Below are 26,756 nucleotides of genomic sequence, written 5' to 3'. Positions count from 1 at the left end.
CCGCTGTTGTGCCTGCAATCATATTCAGAATGAAAAGAGCCCGAGGCACCCCTCCGATCATCTTTACCTCGTTTAGACTTCGATGGAGTGTGTTGATTCGAGGGGTGTACTCTTGCACGTCACACCCCGATGCAGGCGCTTGCGCGGTTAAACATTCCAAGCCATTGGCCGGCCAGCAAAGCAATAGACAAACCTGCAACTGCACCACCACACCACTTCCACAATGCGGCCTCGCCGAAGCCAATGGATAGGCCACCTACCACGATAAGAATCACCGCCCCACCCGTGGCAACAGGTCCCGAAAGGGATGACGCCACATCACAAACGATTCCTTCGACAGGGAGTTTAAATGCCAGGGCCGCAGGTGACAGCGCTGCCAAAAATGCGGTCAAACCAATGGCCTTGACCCAGTCTGCAGTATCTTTACGCAATTTCTCGTTCTTCCACAGATTCAGCGCTCGCGACTTCAATTTTTGCATTACTTAACTCCTTAGCTTGATACAGTTGTTTAAAGACATACTGGTGATTGACGATGTCGTAGTCGTCGATTAAGACAATTTGCTCCACGCGCCTGATACCGCGGCGCCGGGCAAGAAAAATTACTGCGTGAAATGTTTCACTAATTGACTGGCGGACTGCTTGGTGAGGTAGGTTGACATCTGACTGAAGAACTAAGTTTTCCATGCGAGTCAGCCCTTTTTTTGCCGAACTTGCATGGAGTGAGGCCATCACTCCATCATGACCACTGTTAGCCGCTTGCATGAGGTCGTAGGCTTCCGCGGCTCGCACCTCACCTACGAGAATGCGATCCGGTCGATACCGTAGGCAGAGTTTCAGGAGATCGCCACAATTCACTCCAACTTGTTTATTTGCTTCGAATGCCACCCAGTTGGGAGCGGAAACTTTTAGTTCCTGAGTGTCTTCAATGGTGAGAATCCGTTCGGTTGGATCAATTCGATCTACCATTGCATTTAAGAACGTCGTTTTACCAGAGGAAGTGCCACCCACCACTAAAATATTCTGATGACTATCAATGAGTTCCTCGACTACTATCTTTGCTTCCTCGGTCAGCGTTCCAGAAGCGACATAGTCGTCAAGAGTGAGCAGCAAAGGATTGTGCTTACGGATGCAAATACTGGATCCAAATACCGAAATTGGGGAGAGAGCTGCTGCGATACGAATGCCATCCAACCTGGCATCAATGAGCGAGTCCTTGGTGTTGGGTTTGGCATCCCGGCTGTTCAACCGGCCCATAAGGTGAATGGCCGACTCGATTTGCCTATTGGAAATACAGATGGATTCTCTTCGCGTCACCCCGTGCCGCTCAACCCAGACTTCGTTCTCCCGGTTGATCATCACTTCTTGGACACCTTCTTCATCAAGGATGCGCCAGATGTCGCTCAGTAGGGACCGTAATGAAGCGAGGGTATGGACTTGATTGGGGGTGGCCACCTATCTCTCCTGAATCCATTTTTAACGAAGTCAGGATAACGAATCGGAAGCACGGAGGTTCGCGATGAATAAGGGGTTTTTCTGGCTAATTCCCGCACACACGCAAAAAATTTCGGTGTGCGGGGGGGGCTCAGCCAATCATGCGCTGGGCGTGCTTGATCGCAAGACGCATCGCAAAGCCTGCTGCAATCGCTAAAAATGGGACCCACATAGGGCTCATAACGAATGGCAATACCAAGTAGGCGGCCGGCAGCATAATCATGAAGATAAGGGTATGGTTTGCCAACTGAAAGGCCGCAGGCGAGAAGTAGCCAAAACTGGACATTTTCATTTTTCTGGCGACATACCCGTCAATAACAATAGCTATGAGGAATGGAATCATCAGAGGCATCCACACCAAAAGCATTTGCAGACGGAAGAACAGACCATAGACGTTTGCGATGGCACCACGAACATATCGGTTTGTGAAGCTGGTACCGGTGGAGACCACCCTTCCCATGACCCGCTCGGTTTGTGTTTGAGCCTCCCTCGAGACTTCTCCGCGCATAGCCCATTCGAGGAGTCCAGTTCTTACTACCATGAAGTCAAAGGTTGAATTTGCTCCTTCTACAACATGATTGGAAGCAACCTCACCAAATTGGCTTTGTACCTTGCCGATCTCTTCTAGTACTCTTGTCTTAGCCGATTCCTCACTTATGAAGATTGGAAGAAGCCAGAAGCCAATGATGATGATGATGAACCATCCCTTGAAGTGAGTTTGGTGTTTCATCAGTCTTCCTTCGCACCACTGGTGGAAGTAATTTCATGGAGAAGTCTTCCTTTAAGCTGGTTAGCAAGAAGATCTATTTCAGGCAACGCGAGTAGCTTGAAAGCCATGATGGCAGACATGTCAAGTTCTTTGGGCCTGATGTGCGTCTGTGGATGGAATTCAAGCATGTCGAGGCCATGCAATTTCATCCATGCAATGATTGGGATGTCGATGCCGGGCCAGGCCATTTTTCTTCCTCCGATGATGCTGCTGCCAATAATTTTCCAGCGGTTTAGATGTTCGGCTGATTCGATTAGCTTCAACAAAAAAGCACGCTCTTTAGCATCTGGGTCATGCCCAGTGTTAATCGCTTGTCCACATGCCGCAGCTGCCTGGTCCAAAGTAAATGCAACCAGGCTGCCATCCTCATCATGAGGAAAATGCTCTGTTAACAAGAATGCGAAAGTTGCCGCAGCACTCTCAAGACGGTCGAAGCGCTTGAACACTTTTCGGATGAATTCTTGCTCTTTGCATTGTCGTAGAACTAGTTTCAGCGCGCGCTTCTTGTCCAGCCGACGTATCTCCTGGGGATCCATTTGAAATCGAAGTGTTTTGTTTACAGGTAAAGTCAGGACAGTCATGTGGTGTCTTCTTCTTATAGAATTTTCGGAAGGCGGCCTTTGATGGCGCGGCCACCGGCCATCCGAGCAATGTAATGAAGGTTCGGAAGGGCCCCTAGCAGGGATGGTGGAATCAGCGGCACGGTTTTCTCGGAGAGAGATTGTGAGACGGAACCCTGCTGATTCAATCCAGAGTCTTCGGATCGAGAACCCGCGGAGAAGGACATGGACGCTTGGCTGATGTCTGTTTCTCCAAACTGTTCCGAAATGTATTTTTGTGTTACTGGGCAGACGCTTCGTAAAGCGATTAGATTATTGAGGTTGCCAAGGATTTGACGTGCCTTTGCCTCGCTCCCCATTTTTGCGACGAAGTCAGGGAAGGTTTGGGTAAGGAGCCAACAGATCACGCCGGCACCGCGACCTTTGTTGAGTAGCTGGATCAGTGGATCGTTAACAGCCTCGGCCGCTTCATCCACGATGAGATGAACCCTAGCTTTATCCGAATAGTTGTAGATCTCGCCTGTTTTTGCCGCTAGATCTGCTAACAGGATGCCGGCTAGGGCACTACCAACAGTAGCATCTGATAATGAGTCAAGCCCGACGTAGAGAACGTAGCCACCTTCAATGATTTTTCCTGAATCAAAGATGGGTCTGGTATCGGACATGTCCTCCGCGTCAGGACACAACATTTTGCCCAAATCATCTGCTGTCAGCATGTCCAGCAGAGGTTGGATGTTGAGAATCATTTTTCCATAGTGTTCTCGACTGTGTTTGGTCTGGGCGAGCATCTTATCGATGAACTCTTCCCTCTTCTTCACCTCTTCCGGAATATGTTTCTCATAGAATTCGACGTAGGCAATCAGTTCTTTACTGGCCGTTTTGTTGAGCGAGTGTTCGATCTTTTTGGCTTGAGCAATTAGTGCGGTTACCTCTGACTCCCACCCATCAATGTTCTCTTCAAAGAACCGTACTAGTACCTTTTCCATCAAGGAATCCATACCGGACTCCGTGTGTTTTTTTATGCTCTTTAGGTTTGGTCGGATACCTATATACAGCAGGCCTTCGTTTACGGTATTGATAGTCCGCCATGCAAACTGTTGAAAAGTGTCGCCACCCCCGTCAGTGGACTGCAGCATAGAGATGCGAGAAGCCAACTGCGTCCGGCGAGTCCAGTTCTTGAGGGGGTCAAGTCGAATCGAATCGGCAGGAAATGCTGGGTGGAACATAACAAATGCATCTGGGCGCCCGGCTCGCACGCAGGCTTCTTTTGCGATGTTCTTGAGTTCCTTATCCCCTTTGGGATCGATGATGATAATGACGTTTTTGGGGTCAGATATGATTTGTGTGCATAGTGTCTCTAGGAAGCGAGTTTTGCCTGAGCCAGTTGTCCCATACACACCTGTATGACCCTCAAGTGCGGTTAAGGGCAGTTGGATGTCACCCTCTTCTGCGTCAAGACCGTGGATCCAAGGGGCGCCAACAACGTCCCTATATGGTGGAATTTTTTTGAGCTTTAGATACCATGCCGGCGGCAGCATGTCACCGACAACCCGTTTAGAGGCTTCATAGTATCGCTGCGTATGCATGGGCTGCCACTCCCAACCGCGGCCCATCCACAACTGTCCTTCCTCCATGACTTCCTTGACATCTTGCATGGGGATAGTAAAAAACTCAGTACCAGCTAGTGCTACTCTGAATTCCAGGTGCTTTTTTGTTTGCCAACCACGGTAGGCCAGTCCCGCAAGGGATAGGCCGGCCATATACGCCGTATAGCTCGAGGGTACAGCTGCTGCTGCGCCTACTCCTAAAGTGCTTACTAGTGACCCCGCCCAGCCCAATGCACTGTAAAGTTCAAAAGTTGGACGCCAGGGCATTTCAAAACGTTTGACACCGCGATCAGACATTGATATGCCCTTTCAGGCCCAAGCCAGCAGCAACTTTTGGATACAGTAGAAGGAACATTGTCGAAGTACCGTTAATCTCTATTTTGTGATATTTGGCGTTTGGCTTTTCAGGATTTACTGCCAACCAACCAACAGATGAAAGGCACGAAAGCACAGTACTTTCCTCTACTCCGTACATGGGGATGAGACTGCGTTTAATCCCTACACCAAATGAATTTTGAACAGAGTCAGATATAGTACCCTTCTCGATGTCAATGATCGTGGCTCGCAAGAAGTCGCTTATCGTCTCATCGCCAAGTTGGCGGAGAAGTTTTTCGGCATGCTCTGATACAGATAGCGAGACTGGTGAGGCAGACGCCGCTGCAGTGAAACCGGAGGGAGCGGTCACACTAGGGTTCATTACGACGGGCAAACTCTCTATTGAAGACTGAGGTTCATTTACCTGACCAGAGTGGTTTTGGGAGAAAGTTTCCTCACTCGTAGTCGGTAGCTCTTCGGAAATAGAACACTCGGCAGCTCGAAATGTCAGATCTGACTCATCTACTACGGCGTCCCTTTCAACTAACTCCCCCTGGAGTGGCTCTTCAGAAACAATCGATGAGTCATCGTCATGTGGGAGGGCTCCAGAAGCAACAGAGCCTGTTTTTGATGTGCTTTCCACCGCCGGCATTAATGGGCTGCTTGCCGGATCTTCGCTGAACAGATCTGCCGACTTTGGCTTTTCTTCCTTTTTTTTCCTGGGCGCGGGCTTTCTCTGCCCAGTTACTGATTCTTTGATCGGCTGTATCTCGGTATCGCCGAGCAGGCTTAGGGGATCTGCAAACTTTAGTCCGTCAAATACCCGGTCTGAACCTGGTGCAGAAATCGGCCAGTATGCCCGGCCATCCGGGCCCGGTACGATGATTCTTTCAGCCAGGAGGATTTCAGCGACTGTTTCGGGATTGATTGGGGCGCCTGGAATTTTTTGGGTTTGTAGTTGGGTGAGCAACTCCTGAAAGCCGGTCTTCCAAAACAGGAAAAGCCCTTCCTGTGTATACCAGAGGCGTTCCTTAGGCTCGTTGATCCGCCACACTCCTTCTCTAACCAAGCTACGCATGGCGTCGAGCAGATATGGTTCGAGGTGGACCCCTACTTTGACTTTCCCATAGCTAGACGGTTGGCGAGCCAAGTCAGCTCTAATCACTTTCAGGCGTACACTCTCTAGAATTTCCTGGAGCTTTTGGTGTTCAGAGCTTATGGTTTTGCCGCCAAGTGCCGCCATCAGAGTAGGTACAATCATGTGATGGCCATCTTGCAAATATTGCAATGCACTTTGGCTGATCAGGCGGTGAGCAAACAAAGCAGACATTTCTCGGTTTGAGTGATCCGCCGGTTTGAACCTCACAAAGTATGCGTGAGTTTTTTGCTGCTCAATGAATTCTATCAAGGGGGTAGTATGGCATGGCCAAACAGTCCCATTGTCAGCAGTAATATGCATCCTTATTGGGATGACATGAAGCTCCGAATACAGCCCAGCCAAGAACGCAGCAAATCTCCAACATGGCTCCACTTGCCGGCGCCGTTCCGTAGGCTCAGACCTAGCAAACAAGGATTGATCCGCAACTTGCAGACAATGGAATGCCAATTCAAGAGAGAGCCGTAACAAGCCCCCTGCACCGAAGTGGTTGCCTGACTCATTTGCTGGAAGTGCATGAATCCAGGAAGTCAGATCAACTATCGCTGGATAGAAAAGGGAATGAAATGCTTGACCGCCTCCCGCTCCCAACTTGATGCCGCTAAGGAGATCCTTCTGACCTTCGAGCAGCTCATCGATCGTTAACGTTGCATCAAGGCCAGCATCAATGGCTGGATAGCGGTGTGTAATAGCAGCAGGCCGCGGCGCTTTTGGCGGCTTGGCCGGAGGTATCGGACTGCTAGGTTCCTCAGGTACAGCAGGCGTAGGTCGTGTACCCAGCATATTGCGAAGGAGAATTTTCCAGTTCATGTGCAAATTTTGCATGAACTTGGTAAAACAGACTCCTCGCTTATCGCCCTGTTTTATGGCTAATTCAGAAGTCTAGGCAGTCCCACTCTTATGAGGTAAGGCAAGGGGCACGTTAGAGGCGGTAGCGGGACTGAGGGAAATCACCTTTGCCATCTTAGGCAGTTCGGCAGGCTGGGGGAGCGCCAAACGTTGCTTGCTGAGACGCGTGCGATGGCATAAAGGGCAATTACCTTCGATAATCTCATCGTTGAAACGGGCAACAATGTGTCCTTCGCGGCACTTGTCAAGAAGAACGGCTTTGGAGCGATGAGCAAACATTTTTGCGACGCACCAGCACACTTCAGAGCTAAGCATGAAACGGGATTGCGAGGCGACCCGCTCATAAAGCTGATATGCATTGATAAAGTTACGCCAGTCTGGAGTGTCGGGGTGGCGTTTTTTAAGAGCATCGAACTTCCTGAGGAAAATGGTAGCTTCTGCTCGGCGGACCTTATCTTTGAATGAAGAGAATGGATGAGCACCCTTTTTCGAATTGGTGAGCCCATTTGCCTCACCAATCTGCTTCACAAGCCCTTCGCTGACGTTGAACCGGCCGTCATGGTGCATCATGATTTCCGGAACCATCGTGTTGCGTATGCCAATGGAAAGCAAATCAACAATGCCATCCATTACATCTTTACTGTAGCGCGCGGACTGGGCGCCTTGTCCAGTTTCTTTTAAAGCCATTTTTGGGCCTGTTTATTATTGGTCAGCGGCTAAATTCATTAGCCAATGGTGGGTTCCTTCTGCAATCGAGTCACTCAGAATAGACAATGACACTACGGGCTTAAAGAGCAGAGACTTGGATTCCGACATTAGGTCTAACTGGCTCAAATCAGCATCGTTCAGGAACTCGATGTCCCCGCCATCAAGTCCAAAGATGTCTTGTGCCACAGCCGGCCCACTCACCCGGAGCGTCTCTTTTGCCAGTACCAAGAACAGCCGGTTGAGTCTTGCAATGTCGCCGTCAAATTGGCAGATTGGTGCGTCCACGTTGTTTTTTCCCTCGATTTGTAAAAAATATTAATCAAATGCTAGTTGTCTAGTAATACGTAAATTTACTTATCATCTATGCGGAAGCTACGACACACCATAGAATCAAATGTTGTCCCCCCCCTCTTGGCCCAGATTTAGTGATTGTATATGCTAATTATGTGGTAAAAACGCAACTTTGTTTCATCAAAAGCGCACTATGAAACATTTTCTAGCCCTACGTACAGTGGCCGATTTCGTCGGCACCCAGGAAGAAGTAGAGTTCTGGCTGCTGGACCCGAGCCCCCAGGAGTTGCTTTCTGACGACAGTGGCATCCTGGGTCAGCCAGTTCTTTCTGAGTGTCTTAATTCTCTAGTAAGCGACACTTTCGATTCTGATCATTGTCTGAGCTACTACCTAAAGACAGAGGGCACTTGTCAATTTATCTTTGCCCTCCCAGATGAGTGCCTCTGTCTAGTGGACCCATCTGAGTACAGCCAGTACCTAGTGCATGAATCGATCCATGTCATCATTCGACACGGCATATATGAGCTCGTCAAAATGGAGCTTAATCCTGCAGGAGGAGTAATCCTGATAGACGATGAAAACAACCAACACGAAATCCCGACATTTGTGCGAAAAATCCCGGACTATGGAGAGCTTCAAGGGCGAGTCAGAGCATTTCTGACCCATGTATTGCCTGTTTGATTTCGAGTAAAAAACCTATTCTTCTGATAGGTTTCATTTCGTACGCGATTCTTGCATTTCCTAGACGGAATTCAAGAGGGAATCAGATGGTGTAGGATAGAGAACAAGGCCAGCGTCTAGCGCTGGCCTTGTTTATTTAAGGCCCTTAATTTCAAGAAGAACGTCAAGGTAGTCATAGCCTTCTTTCGTCGGCATCTGGATCTTGACCGTTTTCCCCTCCTCTCTGAGACGCTTTCCTAGGGTAAGCGCCGCATCGAGGCCAGGCTTAACGCCCCTTTGGGGGTCTATAGGGTCATGGTCGGCCATGATGACAACCTGAGTAACATCCTCGGGCAGCACCACATCAATCATGAATCCTGTAGCTATGGTTGCCCAAGTAGGGTAGCCATAGAGCTCATGAACCGCGATCGCGGTCTCAATCCCCTCGGTAAGGGCAATGAAGCCGTTTACGGGTTCGTAGAGCTTGATTGAACCACCTGAAATACCGTTTCCAGCGATGCGTTTTGGAACACGCACATCTGCTTTGCCGGCACAGTCATGACGAAGGTAGGTTCGATGGACTCCAAGAGTATTTCCATGAACATCGGTTATAGGTGCGAGCATAGCCCGCATCCTCTCTCTTGTTTCGTCATCATGGTAGTAGTTCAGGTCAGGCTTGAAACGAAGGCATTGTGGAACTTGGACAGCCAATCCACGGCTACGTAAGTAACGTTCGACAAATCCTTTTGGTTTTGCCGGCCTGGAGGTTTTCAGTAACCAGTTTATCCACTTCTGATTCTCTTCAGAACTCTTCTGGTGGTCTTTGGGTTTCCGTGTTGACTCAGGTATTTCTGGAAGGCCAGCCCCAAGCAGCCTCCGGACCTCATTCGCAGCATCTTGGAATTTCGATATCCGCATGAAATCCATGAAGAGCTCAATGCCGTTTCCGTTTCCGACTTTTTTACCAGGACGAAATCCATGTGAGTGGCACGTCCACTCGCCATTGCCGAACTTGTCGTTAAATCGAAAACGATCTTTGCCGCCACATATAGGACAAGCGTGGTGTTTACCGTCCAACAAGTCAGGTCCAATCCCGATGGCAACTAGGATTTGGTCCCACTTGCCACGGGCTAAGTCCTTAACATCGACCAAGGTACTCATACACACTCCTTTATGAAGAATGCCCCGCGCAGGAGCCCGCCTAACGGTTGGCCGTTAGGGGGGCCCCCGCTGCGGGAGGTCAGATGGCTGTGAACAGTGGGCTAGGCCCGGTTGAAAATGCTGCGTGCGCGCAATTGATACACACACGAGTGATGAATCGCCAAAGGACGTGCTTGAGAGGAGTGCCAGGTGTTCGTGACACAGGGCATCTCAACACGTGAATCCTTGGGTGAAGTCAATGCAGTGGGCGCCTGGATGGCCAAAGTGGTCAAAATGACCGCTAGAAGGGAACTAAGCATGGTGGACTCCAATAAAATTGGAACAACCATGCCTCAGGGCAAGGTTGCCCCAGAGGGTTGAAAAAAGATGTAAGGAGGTTGAAAGGCAGGTAAAGCCTGCGTCTTGCGCACAAAGGCACGAAGAGTTTGTTTAAGCCAGCGGCTTTCCGATAGCGATTGGTTCGTTATTGGAAAGCCGCCGGAATATCCGGCGACTGGTATGTCGTTAGCTTACGCAGCGCGACGTGGGTTAGTCAAGAGGCGTTGTAATGTGGCGAATAGCTCCCCTGGCAACTGGGAAACGTCCGCAATAGTCATGGCATCCTTGAAGAGCCCGTGGACAGCACGAGTTTCAATGCCAATGCCGACTATTTCGATGCCATAAGAAGATAAAGTTCGAATGGCAAGCCTGGTTGGGTCATTGGAGTCTGGCTCTCCGTCCGTTGTGACAAGCAGGAGCTTTCTAGGCTCTTTCCTTCGCAAAAGACGAATCCCACTAGCCATCATTGCTTGGCTAAGTGGCGTACTGCCAGCCGGCCCCAGAGAGGCAAAGCGATTCATCGAGTGAATCAAACGTTCCTGGAAGTCTTTAACAACCCCCAGACCTGCAGCAGTGCCAAGTGGAAAGGCGCTGACTGCAAAAGAAACACCTTGTAAGCCATTGAGCGCTTCGCCAACTGCGAGAGCCGTGTCCATTGCTACTTTCAGTCGGTCATTTCTCCTCATCGATGAACTCGTGTCGATAAGCAGTTCAATGACAGTTTCGACACTGGAATTACTGATCTTGGAGGAAAAAACATCTACCTGGCCGAATTTAATCCTATAGGCACGGTTAGGGTTGAGACGGCCTCTATCGGTGTGAACCGTTCGAATCTTGGTTTGGGCAAGCAGCAAGGCACGAAGCCTAGCTTTGAGTGCGTTCGTTGCACGTGCTACATCAGCTACCCTCGACAACGGCATGACTGCTTCAGCGATGTCTTTCCGTGGCATCACGCTTAACCGTTCCGAGCGACACTCCTTCGCCGCCTGGGAAAGAAGGCGAGCTGCCTTATCTCCGTGTTTTTCACCGAAATCGCCAGCTGTTGCTTGCAAGGCTTGCTCGAAAGCATTGTTGTTGTCTACGCCGGCAGAATCACCGCCAGCCGCTTGGCCAGACTGCGATTGGATAACGATCGATGTCGTATTTCCATGCTGGTCAGCAGGGGAACCCTGCTGCTCAGCTACGCACAAGGATTTGTTAACCGAAGACTCATCCTGGTGTGCCGCACGGTTTGCCTCGCCTCCATTCTGTTGGGCTTGGTTGCTTTCTTCATTACGCTTCTTCTCCCCCTCATCCAACAGCGCTTGTTGAATCCTATTGGCGACAAGAAGAACGTGGTAGGAGGATGGAAGGTGATGAACATCCGCAGTCAATCCCTCGATCGAGGTGACAAGGCCAGGGCTGAAAGTTCGGCTTACTGCGTCACGAAGCATTAAAGCATCCGGCACCAACCAGTCATACCCCAGATTAAAAGCAAACACCTGCGTTTGCAGGTAGTCAGACAACAACTTTGCAGGTTGTGCTGCGACCGCCCGATCAGTGCCTAGAACTTTGCGGTTCAAAGCCTCCAGACGCAAACGAGTACCGGGATATTCAAGAGCCATGCGATGCTCGATGCGAGCATCTTCCAGAATCATGGCCATCTCATGTTGAATCGGAGAGATGCCCTCCCATGTAGAAGTGTCTGTATGCCTTATGTGGCCGGTCTTGTGTACCAGATAGCCAAACGCCAATGGCGCCGTATCAGGATCATCGGCAGGCAGGCTCGGCAGCACCACTTTTCGGTCAATAACCATCGCCTGGTTTCCACCAATTTCTACTTCAATGCCGAAGTCGTCCGCCAGCATTTGTGCAACCATTGGTAGAGCCTGTATTAAAGATGAGTGCATGTTAGTTCCTAAGTAAAGAACAGGCGTGCCCCCGGTAGGGGGCAGCCTGAAGAGTTAGAGGAAAATTCCTACGTTGCCCTGAGCCAAACTGACTACAGGTTGAGGTGCGGCTTCTTGCTCGGCAGTTGATTCCGCGGCAACATTGCTGCCGGCAGCGATGCCGATGGTCAAGGGGTTAAGTACTGCGGCCGGAACCTCGAAATTACTAAAGTCAGCAATTTCAAGGACCGGCGGCTCTTTGATTTGATGTTCCATGACTGACTCCTGTTTGCTTCCAAATTCGCTATCAACCAGGGCCTCGCTTGTGACATGAGCCTCGTTGGTAGACGAATTGGAAATTGAAGGAAGCAACAGCCCATCAATCGACTGCCCTGCAAGAATCTTATCTCCATGGGCAATGATACGACCCTCATCGGCAAGAATCAGGGCAATCCCAGTCAAAGCATGTAGGTCTTGCCCCTGGATCGGCCCGCTAGAAGGCATCCTTGAGAGGATGAAGTCAATGCTGTCCAGCAGCGGTAGAACTCGAGTGTCCAAAAAACTTAGACCTTCAAGTTTGCTGCGGATAGTAAGCAATGGCCGTATGGCCTTCGGCCCTACCTTGTCATTACCTGCTAGGCTTTTTTCCCAATACAGGGAAGCCTGTTGGGCAATTTCCTGATAGAGCTGAGCCGTCAGACCGGTTGCTGCACGCTCGAGCCCGCTGACCGAAGCGACGTCCGCCGATTTGATCTGGAAGGCCTGGTAATCAAACGAAAGAGCCTTTCTGACCGACTCGGCTTGAGGAACAGCCGCTTGGATTGAACTTTCCCATGTTGGATGCTTCGTGACCCAGCTATTGATTTCCTTATCAAATGAATTGATAAAGCTATCAGTTTTTGCATCAAACTCGGTGCGGATTTTATCGAGCTCTTTGCAAACTTCTTGGGCCTTGGCTACCGGGATTGCATAACCACCCAAGAACTTTACGCCGTGCTTGAACATGAACGTATCAGCACGCTTACGAAGCGTATTGAAAATGGTCAAAGATGCAGGGTTGCAGATTTTCTTACTGCCCAGCGAAGCAAAGTCCGCTGGTGGCAACTCTGATTGAGACAGTTTTAAATCAGAAGGAACCAACTTCTTTCGACCGCTCCAGATATGCGATGTCACCTGGATGCAGATAATTTCGGATAAGACCTGTTCGACGATCGGAATCATGAGTATCTCCAGTAATCGCCAGGCTCCCCCGGCAGGGAGTGCCCGGCCAAGGGTTAAAATTGACGGTGACGGGAAACGCGTTGCTGCTGATCTTGCTTCCGGTCTTGGTGGTCTGCCCAAATCCCTCCAATAACGAGGCAGCCAAGCATCAGGATTGTAAATAACAACCAGAAAAATGCTTCGTCAGAGATGAGTAGTTCCATGATGCTCTCCAAAGTGGAGGCACACCTCCCTTGCGGGAGGTAGGCCCGCAGGGGTGGAAACAGGGTGGTAAAACAATATGAACACGCCCTAAAGGCTAAAGGACGGGACAGATAGGCTTATATCCCTTTGAAAGTTGATCTGTTTCGGCAACAAATTTTTTTCCTCAGCCAGATCAATGCAGTTCGAGTTGACTATCCCGTCTTCTGCCCATTGAGACAATCGTTGCCGACAGGCGCCGGTATCAACGAATGGGAACACGGCATCGGGTCGGTCGACTTCGGTTGTTTGCATATCAAGCAACTTGGCTACAACAAGGGCGTTAATCAAGGCTTCGGTGCTCGACGCCTTAATCCGGGATGTCAGAGAACAAACCCCTCCGACTTCTGCAACCATAATCGTCATTGTTCCGACGAGGATACTATCGGTTGCTTTTGCAAACTCAATTCCTGCTTGAGTTAGCCTGTCAATTGCTCCTTGTTTTGAACTCGTGATGCTAGAGGCCACCAAAAAATCTGGCTGTACAGGTGAGCGGCCAGCAGAAGCGGATGTAGCCAACACTGCAATTACTTGCAATGTGGTTTCATCAAACTCCGCTGAACCAACCCATTCATAGCCCATGCGAAGAAGAGCCTCTACCCTGCATTCCAAAGTCTGAACTTTGGTGCTGGGCGGGAGATCTTCCTTCTTCCATGGTTGATTCTGCTTTTGTCTCCACTCTTGCAATTCGCAACGTGGTTTTGCAAGAAAAACCTGGCATGGACCGAGCTGGAAAAATTCTCCGTTTAACATGTCGAATCCTCCAAATCAGAGGGAGTGACCAGACTGTTCATTCTGATTAGACCCTGTACTCTTGATCCAAAACGCTCACGACTATCTCATGGATAGCCTGGCGATCGGCAGCCGACACACTGGGTGCATTGGTGAGTACTTTGCTAAGCGCTACATGCAAGGGACTTTTACCTTTGCTGGCGGCCGAGCGGTAGATCAGGGAGAACTTTGCCCAACGCCGCAACGTGCGTGTAGACATAACCGTTGTTAGCGCAGCCGCAGATGTCTGCATGAACTGAGCCCGGATCTTGTTTGCAACATCAACCATCCCCTTAGCCATGTTCTTTCGAACTTCAGAGTCAGTGATAGCTGCAAGTGCTCCCTCGACAATTGGGATTTCATCCTCTTCGGGTAGGTAGCCAACCTGCACGATGAAGAATCGGTCTTCATTTGCAGAGTCCAGATCCTCGCGGTCACGGTAGTTCATTCCGTCATTCGGGTTCATGGTTGCGAAAACCTTGAACCCTGGTGCTGGAATGATGCGCTCGCTTGTCTGTGGAACGTCGTACGGTTTCCCTTCCAAGAGCTGGTTGAGCACAGAAGCCACGCCTGGGGGGAGTAAGTTATATTCTTCCAGCAAGACTGACATCCCCAGCTGTGCAGCAAGGGCGACGCCAGTGAGCTTGAAGTTCATGGACTTGTCTTCAGTAAGCAACCACTGACCGACCAGTTGATCTTCTGTCATGTTTCGACTGCAGGAGACAATCAGAAGAGGCAAACAAAGAGAGGCATGAAATTGCTCGACCATCGAGGTCTTTCCTGTTCCCTTGTGGCCAACAGCAAGAAATGCTGTTTCACCGCTCGCATGAAAGTTCAGAAGATCTGACAAATTCTCCTTATTGAACTTGTAATTGGGGTCTTTTACAGGAGCCCAGTCGTGTTGAGCGAACCCAGACACCGAGTACGGAACATCAATGCCGAAAGCCTCCTTCAGTGTCCAGTCCTTGCGAACCGGAGTAGATGGTTGGGTTGCCGCGGCATCAACAACGCAGGAATTAGCTTGCAAGGTCATTTACATCTCCTAATTAAGGAGCAGACCTCCCCCTGACGGGAGAGGCCCGCCATGGGGTTAAAGTCGATCGAGAGCAGATTTGATAATGCTGATGCTGCGACCAACCGGAGTATGGTTGCCGCCTGTCGATACAATTTCCTTCCATAGTTCTTGCTGGAAGGCCAATGCATCAATCAGCGTTTGCTCCCTCAACGTCTCGGGATCATAGCCAATGTACCGGCAGCAGAATTCAAAGCTGAAAGGAACCAATTTCGTAGGGGCCCAGTAAATAGCACCGGAGCCATCCCGCATAAGACGTTCAGCCCCTACAAACATCCAGTTGATGACGAGCTCAATTTCTTGAGGGTCACGGGTTGATAGAGCCGATAACGATTGGTCCAGGACAAAGCCGATGATGTAGTCGACTTCATGGTCTTTCCAAACGTCATACTCAAGCTCAAGCTGAAGACTGAGGAATTTTTTCCACAGGGCGTCAATTTTTTCATCGATACGCTTGCGATTTTCCGCTTTAAGTAGCTTGGTTGCGCGGATTCGATCTTCAGCATCAGGGGGGATTTGCCAGGGCGAACCCTGGTCGATCGGAGTTTGGAGGGCATTAAATACCTTAAGACTCCGAAAGCATGTTTGTCCAACCATGAGGGTCTCCAGGTTAAGCCGGAGACCTCCCCTGCCGGGAAAGATCCCGGCAGGGGGTGGGTACAATTAATGTGAGACTTGATTGGTACAAGTCATGTGGGGTCCTTTATCAAGCAACCTATTCCTGGTTGCCCAGGTTTCGGTATGTGTTAAGCAATGCGAACCTCGAAAATTTTCTTCGGCTTCATTACTGGTTCCTCTGTATCCGAAGCAGCAATGGGCACAAGGCGCTTTCCGAGAAAGGAAACCACAACTTTGTCTCCAAGTTGGGCGCCACTCTGTTCTAAAGCTCGTTCGAGATCATTTCCCCAGACTTCCTCTTCCACCCCCATATCCGTATGGAGGCGTACCCGGAATCCTTGGTACTTCAGATTCGTGTTGTAGTCCTGGCGAGCGTCAAGTAAGTATCCGGTGTATTCCGACTTTGGCTTCGCCTTTGGGGAAACTATCGGTACTACTTTTGCCACCCGTTCTACTGGAGCATCAACCTTCTTAACCTCCGTAGCAGGAACAACTTCTACTGAAGTTTCAGAGGACGAGAGGGTTGTAACAACAGGCAGTTCAGGCATCACAGTGGATTTCACCTCTGTCCGAGGACTCTGGCGTGCCTCAAGCTTGGCCTGGATATCCTCGATCTCTACTAAAGATTTCTTAATTGCGTCTTCCTTGGACATCAACGGCAGGTCCGGAAGCGCATAGCGCTTACGGTTTAATACCTGTTTTTCCTTGATGGACTTAGTCGAAACACGTTCGGTTGGAGCTGCAGCACGATTCGACTTTCTCAGCGCACGACGTGCATGATCGGCCTCCGCTTTTGCTTTCTCCTGTTCTTTAGCAAGATCGCATTTACGTTTGTTTAACCAAACAGAACGTTTGATGCAGTCACTGTAGATCCACAGGGTAAGACAACCTCCCTTGATTTTTCGAGTGACAATAGAAGCGACCTCTTGAGGTGCTTCGTTTACTTGCTCAGCGGCTGACTCCTCAACAGCAGCCGGTTTAACCGGAGCAGTCTTGGAGGCTTCAGTGTGAGCGTTTACCACAGTGACACCGTTCTTGAAAATGCGAACGATCGCCTTCAGGGCTGCGTTGATTGGCATCAGAATGAAGGAGGCTAGAAAGCCTGCAACAAACGGAGATGCCAAAACGCCAACGACCACAAGGGCCACAAGAGCTAATTTCATGAGACTCTCCAGACGACGCGCATGACGAATTCTCCAGACCGGTGCGCGACGCCCGGGTGGAGATGCCCACCGGGCGGTATTAACTACAGGCAAGCCCGTAGATAAATTAGAGATGAAGCAGAAGCGCTTCGAGTGAGGACAAGAGGGTTGAAATGCTGATTCAAAGACCAGCAGTACGTCCACGAAAGGACGACTGGGGAAAACAACCTTGTGTACCTCACCGTAAAATCACGCACGATGAGGTAGTCAGGATTGTCTTTAGATCGGGTTGGGAGTGGGTCACAGGAGGGGTTTTTCTTGCCCCTAGATCACGGCTCGGAAAGGACAGTCCCAGCTGCTGGCCCAACATGCCTGTCAAGCCATTGCAGATTAATGGCTCGGGTTGGCAAAGTCAATAAATGGCCTCTTGAAATCAGCCTTGCAATGGGTACCGTATGCTGAGAATGATCCTAGGGGAACCTCATGAAAGACGTCGTAATAAGCCGGCCGACTGAGCTGGTGGCCTATATCAAGGCTTTGGGGCTAACCGAGCCGTCAAAAAAAATCATTCGTAACATGATGGCCCTCCGCGGCGACAAAATCCGCAAAACCATATCGACTGCGTATCAACACAAAGGCCAAGAGACCGCTGTTAGCAGCCTGGGCTATCTCAAGGCACTGACCTTTGCTTGTTCGCCTTTGGCCGTCGACGGGCTAGAGAAGATTGGGATGAAATCAAGTATTGATGCGCTGCCCCTGGTTGCAGATAGCCACGGGACTTTTCGGTCGTTCAAAAGTTGCTTGGAACCCGCTTTACGTGGGGTTGCCGCAAGTCAGGCGCAGTTGTGCACTCTGTTACAAACACTGAAAAATGGCATTGCGGAGGAAAGCCCAGAAAATCAGGAGAGCCTGCCGGAATCAGCTCGACAAGAATCCGAAGTGTTGGCAGATGGCCATGGCTCAGCTGGACAATCTGAACTGAATGCTGGGGAGGAACCAGTGACCGGGAGTAGCTCGAACACAAGGCCTGCGTCTCCAGAAGTTGGCCAGGCCGAGGCGGTGCTACGCAAGTCATACCATGTATATGGGGCTTCTGGCGCTGCGTGCTTCTCACTGTCTCTGGACAAAGACGGACTACGGGTCAACCTTGAAGGGGCAAGTGGGAGCGCCCAAAGTTACGACTGGAACAGTAAGATCAACATACAGTTGAACAACGCTGAGCTACCAATGTTGCTCGGAGTGTTGCTCGGGTTATTGAGCAAGGTTGAGGGGGCCGCGCACGGGCCACAAAGAGATAAGGGTTTCACAATAGAGAACCAAAGCTCGCACCTTTTTATCAGCATTCGTCAGAAGAATCGTGGAAATGTCTCAGTAAAGATGGCATTCACAGACTGTTTCTGGATTTCGGCGGTGCTACAGTCGCTTCTATGTAAATCGCTGATGGTCAGCGAGACTGTTTTGTTAACCTCCCTTCGTGCAATGGCAAACCAAATCAATGCAACCCCCAAAAGTTGAACTCTCGGACCTTACCGCAATTTTGATGGCCGGAGCCTTGGCCTACTTTACTTGGATCTCAGGTTTTACAGGGGTGGCTGTGGCTTTCCCTTTTGTCTGGCTGTTCGCTGGAACCAGACGAGCAGCGTTTCTTGCAGCTGTTACTTACTATTTAGTCGGGTCAAGGGTGATCCCCGACTCTGCTGCTGCTTTCTTTGGTGATGCAGCAACTGCTCTTCAAGGCTACGTGCTTTGGTTTGCTTCTTCCCTTACCCTAGGCGCTGTGTGGGGAGGGCTCTGGACTGCAAAGGCCTACTGTAGATCGCGGTTTCCTTGGAGATTGTTTGGTGCCCTTCTCCTGGTTTCTCTTCCACCCATTGGCCTGATTGGATGGTTAAACCCGCTTCTATCCGCATCATCCCTTTTCCCAGGCTGGGGGTTTGGGGGGCTGTCGCTTGTTCTTTTTCTTTGGATCAGCCCATGGGCCCTACACCGATTACCCGCCTGGACCACGGGGGTGGTGGGTGTTGTGATCATTGCATCTGTAGTAGCTGCCCATCTGATGGAAAAAAACAAACCGACACCTGCGACATGGTATGCAGTTGATACCAACTTGGGTAAGTATCCCTCCCAGGTTGGCAAGCAAGTAGAGAGGCAGATTGGACTCCTCAAGCAAGCCAAGGAGGGATTTGGACAGGGCGCAAAGTTGATTTTGTTTCCTGAACAAGTTGGAGGCTACCAAGACATGGCCATTGTGGAGCTTTGGCGCCGTGAGCTGCCGAGGCTGCCCTGGTCTGGGAAGCAGGTTCTTATGGTAGGTGTCGAACAGCCTATCGACGGAGAAGGCAACGTGGCCAATGCTCTGATGGTTGCAACCGAAGGGAAAATACTTGGGTATGTAACCGCCCGGCAAACTGTTCCTGTTGCGATGTGGCGACCGTGGGCCCAAGGTGAGCATTATCCAATTGACTGGTTCAAGACAAATATCGCTCCAGCCCCTGTCGAAGGAAAAATGAAGCCTGTTGCTGTGGTGTTCTGTTTTGAAGAGTTTCTTGTTTGGCCAATTCTTACAACAATGGCTCTTGAGGAGCCTGTCGCCATACTCTCCATTGTAAATGGCTGGTGGGCTTCAAAAGACGAGCACATACTCCAGCGTCAGCACATTGAAGCATGGGCGAGACTATTCGGCATTCCTTTGCTTCGGGCAGTAAATTCCTAACATCAACAGCCATCCGGTAGTGAAAAACAACCACCCGGATGGCAACAAAACCATAAAAAAGGCTTCACTCTATGAGCAACATTGAGATAGCTGCCTCTGCAGCAGAGGTTTTCTGCAAACGGTCCTATCCGATCGATTGCACTGGAGATTGTGTTGCTGGGGATGAAATCCGGTATCAGGAGGTTGTGTATAAGGGCGTTTACCCGAAACAGACACCAACAGGCAAACGGTGGATATACGGTGTGATTTTGTCTGAGTCCTATGGAAAAGAGAAGCAACAGCACACGTTCAAGCTCAAGGTGTTGTTCTCTTCGGGGGTTGATGCTTTAGAACCCGGTAGGATTGTTCAAAGAAAAGGGCGCAATGTCTATGCCCGCGGAACCAGAAGGAAACTATGGCCACATGAAGACATGCGAGAACTTGCACTACATGAAAAACACGCAAGAGGCGACGCAGCAAGGCTGGCCCGGGCCGAGCGATTATCTATCACGCACGATCAGACCCGCTTCCTTGAGGAAAAAGCTTGGGGTTGTGGCGTAGGAAATTGTCAGGCCTTGCCTAGCTCGAGTCATGGCAACGTACATCAACCGTCGCTCTTCGTCGATTGGTGAATCACCCTGTCTCGATGATGAGGGGATCGTTCCGTCATCAACGGCCGCAATCCAGACAGAATTAAATTCAAGTCCTTTGGAACCATGCATGGTCAACAATTGAACCGCACTATCGGGTGTTCCGTCTGTCTTCTCTCGCTTCCTTGTAATCACACGCAGTCGGCTGGCCAAGGGACCTTCAAGTCGTTTGCCAAGAAGTTCGGCACCGTAACATAGGTCATTCAGGTCTTTCTTGCTTGTGGTTGCTTCGAGCCAGTTTTTTATACCTCCAATGACAAGTGTGATTCTTCCGTGCTCTAGCTGAGCTTTCCAGCCCTGAAGTAAGGACAAGAATTGGATAACCGAGTCTTGCTCTTTTTTCTCCAGCCCATGGATCTGGCCAGGGCTGGCCAGCAATCTGTTCAGTGACCCTGCCCCAGCATGGTGAACTTGCTGAAGTCCTTCTTCTGAAATTCCTCTCCATGCAAGCGCATTGTCTACCCCGAGAGTTGTGCCCTTGGCCAAGGAATCGAGGAGTCCAACAAGGTGGCACAACGGCGGCATTGCCCAGATATCTTTGGCACTTGTGCCAAGCGTGAACGCGATCGAATTGGCTCCAAGCTCTGCAGCGATCAGACGGAGAAGAATGTTGCTCCGCGTCAGTACAGCAAAGCTTTCTGGTGGAACTTGCCATTCTTGCCATTCGTCAGGGCCAGTACCCTGGGTAACCCACTTACCGTCAGATGCCAGGATACGCTTTGCAATTTCCTCTGCCTCCCTTTCTCGGCTCATGGTTTTGATTACCTCAACCTTGCCACCTCGCCCCTTATGAGAGTGCAAAGTTTTACTAATACGGGAGGGGTTGTTGACAATGATATTTCCCGCTCTCTGAAGAATTTCTTCGTGGCAGCGGTAATTTGTCGATAGTGTGATAAGGCGGGCTTTCACCTGGGAGCGGAAGTGACTCATTCCATCAACGCCTAAAGCATGGCGCCAGCCATAGATGGATTGATCGTCATCTCCAACCACCGTGGCAATGATCCCGCGTTTTGTATGCTCGAGGACCCATTCCAACTGCACACGGTCAGTGTCTTGAAACTCATCGACTAGTAGGAACTGGACATTCAAAGGTTCGACAGTGCCTTGCCGCATCCCGTCTAGGGAAAGTCTCACCAGATCTTGCATGTCGCATAGGTTATGGCGATCTAGGAGTTTTGAGTACTCGCGATAAATCTGCTCATCTGCTAGCGTTTCCGCCGTCAGATCAATGGAGCTTTTTACGTTCTCGATTATTCGGGAAACCTGGTCGGGCCGAAGATCTGGAAACCCTGCAGCATCACGAGCACGCAAGGCCATGTTGAATTGTTGTGCTGGAGATAACAAATTGGGCATGCGGTTGGCAGCTCGCAATTGGCTGATGGAGTGTCGGTGGAATGTGTCAACATCAACACGCTTGGCACGTTCGGCACCAACCTTCTTGCTGATGCGTTTCTGCAGCTCGTTGGCGGCATCACGGGTAAATGTTACTGCTCCAACCCGTGCTGTCGGGTGCAAAGAAAGCAGGCGGTCAATTTTATCGACGGACAGTTTCGTCTTGCCGGAGCCAGGCAAGGCGATTACGAGGGTGTGGCCATCCTCGAGGACGGCCGCCTGCTGTTCCGGATTTAGCATTTAAGCCAGCACTACTTCTTCAGTAGGCGTGGTAATTGGCTGCTCTACATCGGTTGCCTCAGCCGACCCGAGTACCAATGTGGCTTCAGCAACTGCCACACTGTCGGCCTCTTCATGGTCGCCGGCTACGACAGCTTCCAACTCGATATCGGCAACCGCGCTTTGAACTTCATCGCTCAGTTCTGCGCCAGCCTTTTCCTTTTCCTTCTTGATACGGGAAAGAGCTGTTCCCATTACCGTACGGGTGGTCTCGAAGACTCGGCGGATGGTTTTCTTTAGGTCCTCCTCGGCCTTGCGCTTCTCATCGTCCGGTACTTCACCTTGGATCCAGGCCGCTACTAGAGAGTCGTGGTAGCGATCCGCTTTCTCAAACATGGTGAGGAGGGAGTAAGCCACAGGTGAAGTAAATGGAGCTGACGCAGCTAACTTGCTCGTATGGTTGCCGGCCAGGCTGATGTCTGCATCAGCGGCAATGGCTTGAACATGCTGTAAAGCGTTGTCGATGTGCGAAGTTGCTTTTGAGACAGAGTTCTGCAGGATTTTGGCAAGTTCAGCGACCTGCTTTGCATCCTTGATCAGGTGTTCAGCGAAGATCGAAATGAAGTGCATGTTGCGCACGCTCAGAATGTAGTTTCGCTTGAACATCTGCGAAACCACCGGAGATCCAAACTCAACTTGCTTTTCTTGGTAGAACCCATTGACGCGGTTACGCCATTCTTTATCAAATACGTGCTCAACGATCCGCGGGGAAATTGCGGCTTGCGACATAAAAATTCCTTTCGTCATGACTTGAACGCGGTCTGGTATGGAGTATCTTGTCGGAAATCGCAACAGAACATTCGTTGTGAATCGGGCCTTTTTCTGCCTAATTCCAATGTTTCCGTTTAATCAGGCCGGCTACTAAGTGCTGGAGAATGGATGAATCCTATGTCGAGAGTAGTAACGTTTGGCGCCGTGATTGGTCGATTTCTGGACCTGCCGATTCACGACTGGTTGGTCGATGACGAAGGACTCCACTACAAATTCGTCAGAGCCCTTCCTGCAGTAACCTTGACTAGCGGGTTTGTGTGCAAGCTGAGTGCAAATGAGATGATCCACCCGCCCGGTCTCTTGTATCGTTCAACTGGCCATGCAATGCCGTGCGCCCGTGCCGGTGATCCTCCAGCCATGATGTGAATGCATCATAGCTTTGAGGTTTAGACCCGAGATATCCTTGCCAGTAGTGAATTTTCAGGCCCTGCAGGAGTGCCAGCTGGCTTTCCTTCTCAACTCCCTCAGCAATAATTTCAAGGCCCAGGCACTGCGCCAGCAGTGTCATGGCTCTGACAACTTCCAATCCGCGTTCATTTTCGACCTGGCTCACAAAGGCGCGGTCGATCTTCAGCGCGTCAACATTGAGTTTGGCGAGGATGTCCCACCCGTTGTAGCCAGTCCCGAAATCGTCAAGGGAGACACGTAGCCCCTTCTCCTGAATTTGGCCGACACACTTCGAGGCACACGACGCATCTTCAAGCGTATACCTTTCTGTTATTTCGAGTTCAAGAGACGAGAGCAACTGGCCATACTTGTCCTTGAGATGAGAGAGAACTGTAATCAGTTCAGGGCGAAGCAATGCTGGAGAAAGGTTGACTGCAATCCGAAGATTGAACCCCTTTGCTGACCATAAGGTAAGTGCTTGTAACGCCTTTTCAAACACCAGGGTACAAATCGGAAGCTCAATATCAGTGTTCTCTATGTGCTTCAAAAACGAATCTGGCGTAAGTGTCCCGTGCGTTGGGTGAGCCCATCTCAATAACGCTTCCGCAGCGACAACCCTATGCGAGCTGGCAGAAAAGATAGGTTGGAAGGCGAGTTGCAACTCTCCATTTGACAAGGCCTGGGCAACACGAGCGTAACTGTTGTCGAGGCTTGGTGTGAATTGGCTCGGTGTCATTTACACCCCTTGAATGTCGAAGTTCCTCGGGTAGTGTCGAGGGAATGGGATACTGGAGAGAAGAGATGGGAGTCATGAATGAGGCAAGGTCGCTTAAGCTGTCTGTACCATCCGGCCAACCTGGCTTGCGCCTTAGCACAAGCGCTGAGAGCAGATTGATACTTAGTGGGTCGCGCTTTCAAGCGCAGGAAGTGCTCCGGCTTGATGATCTGACTGTTCCCATTGGTATCCCCAAGGTGTCCGCAGCGCCGGAAAAGGTCGTCATCAGTCGGAGCGGATTGACGCCGGCACAACTTGCCGAGACTAAGGAGATCTCCGATATCGAGTACCACGCGGATAAAAGGACTGCGACAAGCACCAAGCTCAAGACCATTCTTAGGTCCGGCGCTCATTTGAAGGATATGCTCGAGAGCCCTCGTAAGGAAACCGATGCGATGCGCCTTGGTACTGCGCTGCATTCTGCAGTTTTGGAGCCTGACCGCTTCAAGGTCCTCTATGCGGTCTACCGCGGGAAGGGCGATAGGGGGACAAAAGAGTACAAAGACTTTGTCGCGAGCCACCCACATATGCGGATTTTGACCGCAAGTGACTACGGCAAGGTTATCAAAATGCGCGATGCTGTATTGTCCTTTAAAGACCCCACCCGCCCCGCCTTTGACCTTGGTTGTGTCATCAGCATGTCCGAGCGTGAGAAGACTCTTGAGTGGGTGGATGCCGAAACAGGAGTCCCCTGCAAGATCCGTCTGGATATCCTCAATAGAGCGTTTATTGGCGACATCAAGAAATGTCAGGATGCAAGGAGAGTGCCGTTCGGGTACCACTGCTTTGACATGGACTATGATGTGCAGGCCGCCATGTACCGAGATGGCGTCGAAAAAGTTCTTGGTCTTAAGCTGCCATTCAATTTCATTGCAGTTGAGGAAAAATGTGCAAACGCTGTTTGTATATACACCGCTCCTCAAGCAATGCTTGAAGAAGGCCATCGACGCTACCGGCAGGCAATCCACAGGTACGCCGAGTGCCTGGCGACTGATAAGTGGCCAGGCTATGAGTCTCCAATTGATGAAGGGTTTTGGCCTACACATCGTCGCCGCAATCAATAACCAGGCCGAACTCTATCAATTTGCTCAAGTGCAAATTCCTCGCCAAATCCTCCCTCAAGTTGGAGTTGTACACTGCCGGTGTTCGGGTCGTGGTACCAGCACCCCTGCGACCGGCCGCTCTCAGTGTTAGCTATGGCCGCGCGAACAACTTTCCGGCGCCTCGTTTCAAGTCCTCGATCAATTGCCATCTGCCTGAACTCGGGAAGTGTGCTTTTTGGGCAAAGACCCGTGTACATCATGATCTGTATGTGAGGGCTGGCTACCTGAACCGTATAACGTAGAGTGCCAAGGCGCTTTGGAAGATAGTGCGCTTTGAAGCCACTATCTGTATTTGAAGCTTTAGGTGCGCCAACTTGCTTCTCTGATCTCTGCTGAGGGCCATTTTGTACGCTAGACGGGCCTCTAGCGTCGTTTGGGGTAGAGGTAGGAGCGATCGGGTTCTGTACAGTGCTGGGGCCTAGAGCCGGTGCTGTCTCGGTGTTTAATTGGCCAGAAGGATCCAGTCGAGATGGCACCGAGCTGGACTTGCTCGTGCTCATGATTGACGGAGTTACTGCTTGGGCATAAGCGCTGCTCGTAAGAGTGAGCAGCATGATAATTGTTAACCTCTCCATGTTCTGATATTTCCTCGGTCCACGTGTAAGAACCTCTTCTGTTGGTAGATGCCAACACCTCCACCCCGGAGGTATCTAGCTAGTTGAGCCATGTAATCTACGGGAACATCCTCTATTCGGACGTCAGCGGCCCCTCCCCTTTTGTGCCAACTGTTCCTCGCAGCACCTTCAAGCCTGTTGTTTGTAGCGTCAGTTCGATATCCGCTGTTGATGGTGATAACTCGGTCCTGTCCATATGAAAGAAACCATCCCTGCATACCTCTCAGAATGTCGAGAAGCACTACATCCATTCCACACTGGACGCCGGCGGACACGTCTCTCATCAAATGGCAAATTCGATCGTATCCAGGTTGAACGATGCGACCATCTGCCCAGTAGGTCTCATATACAGTCTCACCGGTCTCGGCTCGGCGTAGCCGGAGAGTCCGGGGTCTGTTCCAGAAATCATTCCCAAGAGCCTGTGGGGAAAAGAGCGCTGGTACAGCAAAGCTCGCCACAAGCATGGTTTTGAGAAATGTGCGTCGACTGTGATCCATTCCTACAAGTTTGCCTGCTTTGTGAGGTATGTTTCTGACGTAAAAGGGCAATAAATTGGGCTATTTACAGAGAAACGCTCTTTGGGAAGTAGGGCAACATGGCTTTAGGAGGAAACCATGGTTGTTCACCCTATTCTCAATTGGACAGATTTCCCGTTGGCCCCAGCCATGAAGAGTGGCCTCTTCACGTACCGCAAGGATGATGGCAGTCCAGAGTTCTGCATGAGCGTAATGCATTGGATACTGGCAGAGGGGTTTAGAGGTACCCCTAACATTAGAGCCTTGATCCTCAATATGCCCTCTCCCAAAGAGGCGTATTCGTTGGCCTTGAAATTTGGCGATTATCTTGATGCCAGCTATGTGGAGCGTTTGCCATCAATTTTGACGTGCGGTCTCCTATTCCAGTTGGATCAGTTGCCAGGCCTCGCGAACGAAGTGAGTCTGCCGTCGAGGGTGAGCAATGCCTTACGACGGCCATTTTTAGGGAGGGTGGACTTGCTTGGAGTGTATGAGGCTGTAGTGGCTCGTTTGATCGATAGAAAAGCTTCCGGATACGTTGTAGCGGGGGTTGTCGGGCAAAAGGACCTAGACTCACTACAGGTCCGAGAAGGACTGGATAAGGCATTTTGCCGAGTACGCCCCGACTATGTTGCTCTTGGAGGTCCTCGTTATCTTGAGTTGAAGGTGGAGGCATGGGCGCGGGCTCGGTACATACCCACCAAGCTCTGTCATGACGCTGGACGAGGTAAATCAAATAGCTTAGGCCATCGAGTCGAGT

General features: G+C 50.6%; 24 protein-coding genes. 4 read left to right on the top strand and 20 right to left on the bottom strand.

Annotation, left to right across the window (positions count from 1 at the left end; translation table 11 throughout):
- Positions 1-119 precede the first annotated feature (119 nt).
- The 8 genes from HA052_RS04905 to HA052_RS04870 form a co-directional block, all read right to left on the bottom strand.
- Complete coding sequence (locus HA052_RS04905) at positions 120-479, bottom strand: TrbC/VirB2 family protein (protein ID WP_166451040.1); 360 nt, start codon at positions 477-479, stop codon at positions 120-122.
- Positions 424-1,452, bottom strand: a complete 1,029-nt coding sequence (locus HA052_RS04900) for an ATPase, T2SS/T4P/T4SS family (protein ID WP_166451039.1) — start codon at positions 1,450-1,452, stop codon at positions 424-426. The genes HA052_RS04905 and HA052_RS04900 overlap by 56 nt, the downstream gene beginning before the upstream one ends.
- A gap of 130 nt (positions 1,453-1,582) precedes the next feature.
- The gene (locus HA052_RS04895; RefSeq protein ID WP_166451038.1) at positions 1,583-2,221 is read right to left on the bottom strand and encodes an IncC plasmid conjugative DNA transfer DtrJ family protein; all 639 of its coding nucleotides are present in this window, start codon (positions 2,219-2,221) and stop codon (positions 1,583-1,585) included.
- Positions 2,221-2,841: a hypothetical protein gene (locus tag HA052_RS04890; protein WP_166451037.1), complete on the bottom strand. Its 621-nt coding sequence runs from the start codon at positions 2,839-2,841 to the stop codon at positions 2,221-2,223. The genes HA052_RS04895 and HA052_RS04890 overlap by 1 nt, the downstream gene beginning before the upstream one ends.
- Positions 2,842-2,855: 14 nt before the next feature.
- Complete coding sequence (gene traD / locus HA052_RS04885) at positions 2,856-4,724, bottom strand: conjugative transfer system coupling protein TraD (protein WP_166451036.1); 1,869 nt, start codon at positions 4,722-4,724, stop codon at positions 2,856-2,858.
- Positions 4,717-6,708 (bottom strand): MobH family relaxase, encoded by a 1,992-nt coding sequence (gene mobH, locus HA052_RS04880; protein WP_166451035.1) that lies wholly within the window; start codon positions 6,706-6,708, stop codon positions 4,717-4,719. The genes traD and mobH overlap by 8 nt, the downstream gene beginning before the upstream one ends.
- A 72-nt stretch (positions 6,709-6,780) precedes the next feature.
- A complete protein-coding gene (locus HA052_RS04875; protein WP_166451034.1) occupies positions 6,781-7,434 on the bottom strand; it encodes a FlhC family transcriptional regulator in 654 nt (217 codons plus the stop codon).
- 15 nt (positions 7,435-7,449) lie between these two features.
- Positions 7,450-7,740, bottom strand: a complete 291-nt coding sequence (locus HA052_RS04870) for a hypothetical protein (protein ID WP_166451033.1) — start codon at positions 7,738-7,740, stop codon at positions 7,450-7,452.
- Positions 7,741-7,939: 199 nt separating this feature from the next.
- On the opposite strand from HA052_RS04870, the gene HA052_RS04865 reads away from it, so the two are divergent.
- On the top strand, positions 7,940-8,428 hold the full coding sequence (locus tag HA052_RS04865) for a hypothetical protein (protein ID WP_166451032.1): 489 nt from the start codon (positions 7,940-7,942) through the stop codon (positions 8,426-8,428).
- Positions 8,429-8,560: 132 nt separating this feature from the next.
- On the opposite strand, the gene HA052_RS04860 is transcribed toward HA052_RS04865, so the two are convergent.
- The 8 genes from HA052_RS04860 to HA052_RS04825 form a co-directional block, all read right to left on the bottom strand.
- Positions 8,561-9,568 (bottom strand): DUF7146 domain-containing protein, encoded by a 1,008-nt coding sequence (locus HA052_RS04860; protein WP_166451031.1) that lies wholly within the window; start codon positions 9,566-9,568, stop codon positions 8,561-8,563.
- Positions 9,569-10,077: 509 nt separating this feature from the next.
- Positions 10,078-11,745 (bottom strand): hypothetical protein, encoded by a 1,668-nt coding sequence (locus HA052_RS04855; protein WP_166451030.1) that lies wholly within the window; start codon positions 11,743-11,745, stop codon positions 10,078-10,080.
- 84 nt (positions 11,746-11,829) lie between these two features.
- Positions 11,830-12,975: a DUF3150 domain-containing protein gene (locus tag HA052_RS04850; protein ID WP_166451029.1), complete on the bottom strand. Its 1,146-nt coding sequence runs from the start codon at positions 12,973-12,975 to the stop codon at positions 11,830-11,832.
- 53 nt (positions 12,976-13,028) lie between these two features.
- Positions 13,029-13,178 carry a hypothetical protein gene (locus tag HA052_RS04845; protein WP_166451028.1) on the bottom strand — a complete coding sequence of 50 codons (150 nt, stop codon included), beginning with the start codon at positions 13,176-13,178 and terminating at the stop codon, positions 13,029-13,031.
- Between the two features lie 88 nt (positions 13,179-13,266).
- A complete protein-coding gene (locus HA052_RS04840) occupies positions 13,267-13,968 on the bottom strand; it encodes a hypothetical protein (protein WP_166451027.1) in 702 nt (233 codons plus the stop codon).
- Positions 13,969-14,014: 46 nt separating this feature from the next.
- Complete coding sequence (locus HA052_RS04835) at positions 14,015-15,019, bottom strand: AAA family ATPase (RefSeq protein ID WP_166451026.1); 1,005 nt, start codon at positions 15,017-15,019, stop codon at positions 14,015-14,017.
- 57 nt (positions 15,020-15,076) lie between these two features.
- Complete coding sequence (locus HA052_RS04830) at positions 15,077-15,655, bottom strand: hypothetical protein (protein ID WP_166451025.1); 579 nt, start codon at positions 15,653-15,655, stop codon at positions 15,077-15,079.
- A 149-nt stretch (positions 15,656-15,804) separates the two neighbouring features.
- On the bottom strand, positions 15,805-16,839 hold the full coding sequence (locus HA052_RS04825; RefSeq protein ID WP_166451024.1) for a hypothetical protein: 1,035 nt from the start codon (positions 16,837-16,839) through the stop codon (positions 15,805-15,807).
- A gap of 462 nt (positions 16,840-17,301) precedes the next feature.
- On the opposite strand from HA052_RS04825, the gene HA052_RS04820 reads away from it, so the two are divergent.
- Together HA052_RS04820 and HA052_RS04815 are read left to right on the top strand one after the other, a co-directional pair.
- Positions 17,302-18,333, top strand: a complete 1,032-nt coding sequence (locus tag HA052_RS04820; RefSeq protein ID WP_166451023.1) for a hypothetical protein — start codon at positions 17,302-17,304, stop codon at positions 18,331-18,333.
- Positions 18,314-19,531, top strand: coding sequence for a carbon-nitrogen hydrolase family protein (locus HA052_RS04815; protein WP_166451022.1), 1,218 nt, complete (start codon positions 18,314-18,316; stop codon positions 19,529-19,531). Before HA052_RS04820 ends, HA052_RS04815 begins: the two co-directional genes overlap by 20 nt.
- A 479-nt stretch (positions 19,532-20,010) precedes the next feature.
- On the opposite strand, the gene HA052_RS04810 is transcribed toward HA052_RS04815, so the two are convergent.
- From HA052_RS04810 to HA052_RS04800, 3 genes are all read right to left on the bottom strand, one after another.
- Positions 20,011-21,792: an ATP-dependent helicase gene (locus HA052_RS04810; RefSeq protein WP_166451021.1), complete on the bottom strand. Its 1,782-nt coding sequence runs from the start codon at positions 21,790-21,792 to the stop codon at positions 20,011-20,013.
- Positions 21,793-22,560: an AcaB family transcriptional regulator gene (locus HA052_RS04805; RefSeq protein WP_166451020.1), complete on the bottom strand. Its 768-nt coding sequence runs from the start codon at positions 22,558-22,560 to the stop codon at positions 21,793-21,795. It lies immediately after the preceding gene.
- A 286-nt stretch (positions 22,561-22,846) separates the two neighbouring features.
- Positions 22,847-23,725, bottom strand: coding sequence for an EAL domain-containing protein (locus HA052_RS04800; RefSeq protein ID WP_166451019.1), 879 nt, complete (start codon positions 23,723-23,725; stop codon positions 22,847-22,849).
- A gap of 65 nt (positions 23,726-23,790) precedes the next feature.
- On the opposite strand from HA052_RS04800, the gene HA052_RS04795 reads away from it, so the two are divergent.
- Positions 23,791-24,828, top strand: a complete 1,038-nt coding sequence (locus tag HA052_RS04795) for a PD-(D/E)XK nuclease-like domain-containing protein (RefSeq protein WP_166451018.1) — start codon at positions 23,791-23,793, stop codon at positions 24,826-24,828.
- A 601-nt stretch (positions 24,829-25,429) separates the two neighbouring features.
- Here the strand turns inward: HA052_RS04795 and HA052_RS28215 are convergent.
- The gene (locus HA052_RS28215; protein WP_369598566.1) at positions 25,430-25,945 is read right to left on the bottom strand and encodes a YcbK family protein; all 516 of its coding nucleotides are present in this window, start codon (positions 25,943-25,945) and stop codon (positions 25,430-25,432) included.
- Between the last annotated feature and the right edge of the window lie 811 nt (positions 25,946-26,756).

The organism is Chromobacterium fluminis (genome assembly GCF_011602385.1).
GTDB lineage: Bacteria > Pseudomonadota > Gammaproteobacteria > Burkholderiales > Chromobacteriaceae > Chromobacterium > Chromobacterium fluminis.
The sequence above is the reverse complement of the archived record's forward strand: the minus strand, read 5'-3'. Positions and strand labels throughout refer to the sequence as shown.

Excerpts from the sequence above, each read along its gene's own strand:
- traD (WP_166451036.1), bottom strand. The coding sequence starts at position 4,724 with ATGTCTGATCGCGGTGTCAAACGTTTTGAAATGCCCTGGCGTCCAACT.
- HA052_RS28215 (WP_369598566.1), bottom strand. The coding sequence starts at position 25,945 with ATGCTTGTGGCGAGCTTTGCTGTACCAGCGCTCTTTTCCCCACAGGCT.
- HA052_RS04805 (WP_166451020.1), bottom strand. The coding sequence starts at position 22,560 with ATGTCGCAAGCCGCAATTTCCCCGCGGATCGTTGAGCACGTATTTGAT.
- mobH (WP_166451035.1), bottom strand. The coding sequence starts at position 6,708 with ATGAACTGGAAAATTCTCCTTCGCAATATGCTGGGTACACGACCTACG.
- HA052_RS04855 (WP_166451030.1), bottom strand. The coding sequence starts at position 11,745 with ATGGTTGCACAAATGCTGGCGGACGACTTCGGCATTGAAGTAGAAATT.
- HA052_RS04795 (WP_166451018.1), top strand. The coding sequence starts at position 23,791 with ATGGGAGTCATGAATGAGGCAAGGTCGCTTAAGCTGTCTGTACCATCC.
- HA052_RS04865 (WP_166451032.1), top strand. The coding sequence starts at position 7,940 with ATGAAACATTTTCTAGCCCTACGTACAGTGGCCGATTTCGTCGGCACC.
- HA052_RS04845 (WP_166451028.1), bottom strand. The coding sequence starts at position 13,178 with ATGGAACTACTCATCTCTGACGAAGCATTTTTCTGGTTGTTATTTACA.
- HA052_RS04820 (WP_166451023.1), top strand. The coding sequence starts at position 17,302 with ATGAAAGACGTCGTAATAAGCCGGCCGACTGAGCTGGTGGCCTATATC.
- HA052_RS04895 (WP_166451038.1), bottom strand. The coding sequence starts at position 2,221 with ATGAAACACCAAACTCACTTCAAGGGATGGTTCATCATCATCATCATT.
- HA052_RS04810 (WP_166451021.1), bottom strand. The coding sequence starts at position 21,792 with ATGCTAAATCCGGAACAGCAGGCGGCCGTCCTCGAGGATGGCCACACC.
- HA052_RS04890 (WP_166451037.1), bottom strand. The coding sequence starts at position 2,841 with ATGACTGTCCTGACTTTACCTGTAAACAAAACACTTCGATTTCAAATG.
- HA052_RS04835 (WP_166451026.1), bottom strand. The coding sequence starts at position 15,019 with ATGACCTTGCAAGCTAATTCCTGCGTTGTTGATGCCGCGGCAACCCAA.
- HA052_RS04800 (WP_166451019.1), bottom strand. The coding sequence starts at position 23,725 with ATGACACCGAGCCAATTCACACCAAGCCTCGACAACAGTTACGCTCGT.
- HA052_RS04815 (WP_166451022.1), top strand. The coding sequence starts at position 18,314 with ATGCAACCCCCAAAAGTTGAACTCTCGGACCTTACCGCAATTTTGATG.
- HA052_RS04840 (WP_166451027.1), bottom strand. The coding sequence starts at position 13,968 with ATGTTAAACGGAGAATTTTTCCAGCTCGGTCCATGCCAGGTTTTTCTT.
- HA052_RS04860 (WP_166451031.1), bottom strand. The coding sequence starts at position 9,568 with ATGAGTACCTTGGTCGATGTTAAGGACTTAGCCCGTGGCAAGTGGGAC.
- HA052_RS04875 (WP_166451034.1), bottom strand. The coding sequence starts at position 7,434 with ATGGCTTTAAAAGAAACTGGACAAGGCGCCCAGTCCGCGCGCTACAGT.
- HA052_RS04825 (WP_166451024.1), bottom strand. The coding sequence starts at position 16,839 with ATGAAATTAGCTCTTGTGGCCCTTGTGGTCGTTGGCGTTTTGGCATCT.
- HA052_RS04905 (WP_166451040.1), bottom strand. The coding sequence starts at position 479 with ATGCAAAAATTGAAGTCGCGAGCGCTGAATCTGTGGAAGAACGAGAAA.
- HA052_RS04850 (WP_166451029.1), bottom strand. The coding sequence starts at position 12,975 with ATGATTCCGATCGTCGAACAGGTCTTATCCGAAATTATCTGCATCCAG.
- HA052_RS04830 (WP_166451025.1), bottom strand. The coding sequence starts at position 15,655 with ATGGTTGGACAAACATGCTTTCGGAGTCTTAAGGTATTTAATGCCCTC.